Annotated in this window: 2 protein-coding genes; one reads left to right on the forward strand and one right to left on the reverse strand. The window is 74.7% G+C overall.

Annotated elements, in window-relative coordinates:
• Nucleotides 1-1,057, reverse strand: a 1,057-nt coding sequence (locus tag RWM17_RS13300; protein WP_314104426.1) for an NAD(P)-binding domain-containing protein, incomplete at its 3' end; no start/stop codon positions are given.
• 224 nt (nucleotides 1,058-1,281) lie between these two features.
• Between RWM17_RS13300 and RWM17_RS13305 the strand changes: the two genes are divergently transcribed.
• Nucleotides 1,282-3,257, forward strand: a 1,976-nt coding sequence (locus RWM17_RS13305) for a choice-of-anchor G family protein (RefSeq protein ID WP_314104428.1), incomplete at its 3' end; no start/stop codon positions are given.

The raw sequence follows: 3,257 nt of genomic DNA on the forward strand, positions 1-3,257 counted from the left end.
CGGTCGACTGTGACGGCCCGAACCCGATCAGGTGCACCCGCCGGTCGCGGGCGGCCCGGGTGCCGACGAGCGGGACGCCCCCGAGCGGCCCCCGCAGGTCGAGCCCGTCGAGGTGCCCGACGCTCGGCCGGAACCCCGTCGCCCACAGCACGGCGTCGACGCTCGTCGACGAGCCGTCGGCCTCGACGACGTGCCGCGGCCCCATCGCGGTGAACATCGGTCGGCGGACGAGAGCTCCCCGTCGCTCGGCGTCGCGGGCGTACCCGGTCCAGATCAGCCCCGTGTACGACACGATGCTGCCCGGGAGGCGCCCGGCGGCCGAGTCGTCGGCGACGCGTCGCTCGACGTCGACGCCGTCCGACCCCGAGGTGAAGTCGTGGTCGAGGAACACGGGCTCCCTCCGCGTGTACCAGAGCGTCGTCGCGACCCGGCTGATCTCGTCGAGCAGCTGCACCGCCGAGATCCCGCCGCCGACCACGGCGACGCGCCTCCCCGCGAACTCCGCCGCGGACACGTAGTCGCGCGTGTGCAGCTGTCGACCCGTGAACGAGGAGGCGCCGGGCACGTCCGGCAGCACCGGCTCGTCCCAGGTGCCGGTCGCGTTCACCACCGCGCGCGTGGTCCACGTGCCGGCGTCGCTCTCGACCCGCAGCAGGCCCGAGGGGTCGTCGTCGACGGCCTCGACCCCCGTCACGTGCACGGGGCGGTGCACCCGCAGCTGCTCCGCCTCCTCGTAGGCGGCGAAGTAGCGCGGCACGGCGACCCGGCTCGGCTCCGCCTCGTCGACGGGAGGCAGGGCCATGCCCGGCAGGTCGAAGATGCCGTTGACGGTGGCCATCCGCAGCGACTCCCAGCGGTGCCGCCACGCGCCTCCTGGTGCCTCGCCGGCGTCGACGACGACGAACGTCGGCGGGCCGTCCGCAGGGCCTCCCGCGTCCACACGGCCCACGGCGGGCACGAACCCGCGGAGGCGCAGGTGGTGCGCCGCGGACAGCCCTGCCTGCCCGGCCCCCACGACGGTGGCGGTCGCGTGCTGGAGGTCGGTCAGCTGGTCCACGGGACCACGCTACGGCCGGGGGCCGGTGAGCCCGTACCGGCTCTCGACGCACACCCCCATTCCGGGGGCCGACCGGCCGGATCGGGGGACATGCGGCGAAATAGGACGAGCGATCCTCGCGCAAGTGCCCTATCGTCGGCCAGGTAGCGAGTCTGCTGCCCCGGTCTCACCAACCGACGGCTCAGGCGCCAACCACCGCTGCCATGAGGATCAGGAGCGAGTCCATGAGGACTGAAGCACTCGCGCGCGCCGAAAAAGGGCGACCGACCGCGCACCGTCACCACTCCAGGGCGAAGCAGGGAGTGGCCGTGCTCACGGCCGCCCTGCTCGGCATCGGCGGCAGCGTGCTCGCCGCGGCCCCGGCCACGGCCGCCCCTGCAGCCTCGACGGCCGAGGGCCGGTTCCTCGACGGGACCGCGCTCGGCCTCGACCTGGCGAACGTGTTGCTGCTGCAGCCCGCCGCGGCGACCAACACGGGCCAGCCGGCCCCGGTGACGCAGTCGACGCCCCTCGACGTGACGGTGCTGAACGCGGCCCGCGCCGACCTCGGGAGCGGCATCCAGCTGCTCGGCCCGAACGGCCTCCTCACCGTCGGCGCCGTCAACCAGTACGCGCAGGCGAACGCGAACGGCAGCTCGACCGCCGCCTCCGGTGCCGTGACCAACGCAGGCGCGATCGGCGTCGGCGGCCAGGCCGGGGTGCCGCAGGCGAACGCCAGCTTCAACCTCAGCCGTCTGGTGAACACGCAGGCCCTCGCCAACCTCCGCGTCACGACGGGCGCGCTCTCGGCCACCGCGGCTCAGGCCGCCGGGCCGAACGGGGCCCAGACCGGCGCGTACCAGATCGCCGACCTCGACCTCAGCCTCACCAGCCCGGTCCTCGCGACGACGATCAACGGCCTGCGCTCGACCCTCACGGGTCTGCAGCCCACCGTCGACGCGATCCCCGCCACCCTCACGCGCCTGCTCGGCCCGACCGTCCAAGTCACGGGCCTGCCGAACCTGACCACCCTCGGCAACTCGCTCACGACCGTGACGAGCGCCGACGGGTCGATCACCGCGAACCTGCAGACGGGCGCGATCACGCTCGACGTCCCCTCGGCCCTCGCGTCGCAGGGCGTCGCCCTCAACAGCCTCCCGGCGGGCACCGACCTGACGCCGTACATCACGACCGCGCTCACGACGCAGCTGCTCCCGGCCCTCACCACGGCGGTGCAGAACCTGGTCACCCAGCTCACGAGCAGCCTGAACGGGGTCGGTGCTACCGTCAACGTCCTCGGCCTCCGCGTCCCGGTCGACCTCGGCGTCCTCAGCCCGGTGCTCAACACCGTGCTGGCCACCGTCCTCGCACCGGTGAACACCGTCCTCACCGGCCTCGGCAGCACCGTCGTCACCCCGCTCGCCACCGCGCTCACCGGCGTCGTGTCGCTGCGGGTCAACAACAAGACGACCGCCGGCGGCACCTTCACGCAGAGCGCCCTCCGCGTCGGCCTGCTCGGCGTCCTCCAGGCCGGCACCGCCGTGGAGCTCGCCTCCGCCTCGGTCGGCCCGAACGCCGGCCCGCTCGCCGCGCCGACGCTCACCGGCATCACGCCCGTCGAGGGCCCGGTCGCGGGCGGCACCGCCGTCACGCTCACCGGCTCGGCCTTCACCGCGGACTCGCGCGTGAGCGTCGACGGCGGTGCGCCGATCACGCCCACGGCGGTCTCGGGCGACGGCACGTCGCTCACCTTCGTCACGCCCGCCCACGCGGCAGGCCCGGTGCCCGTCACCGTGACCACCGCGGTCGGCACCTCCGGCCCGCAGACGTTCACCTACGTCCCCGTCCCCGCGATCACGGGCCTCACGCCCGCGCAGGGCCCCGTCGGAGGCGGAACCACGGTGACCGTCGCCGGCTCCGGCTTCCTCGCCGACTCGACCGTCTCGGTCGACGGCTCCGCCCCGATCACGCCCGACAGCATCGCCGGCGACGGCACCTCGCTCACGTTCACGACCCCGGCGCACGCCCTCGGGCCGGTCGGCGTGACCGTGACGACGCGCGGCGGCACCAGCGCCCCGCAGACCTTCACCTACCAGCCCGCCCCGGTCGGCGCGCCCGTCCTGGCCGGCATCACGCCGGCCCAGGGCCCGGCAGGAGGCGGCACCCCCGTCACGGTCACCGGCACCGGCTTCTCCGCCGGCTCGACGGTCTCGGTCGACGG

This window comes from uncultured Frigoribacterium sp. (genome assembly GCF_963515265.1).
Lineage (GTDB): Bacteria > Actinomycetota > Actinomycetes > Actinomycetales > Microbacteriaceae > Frigoribacterium.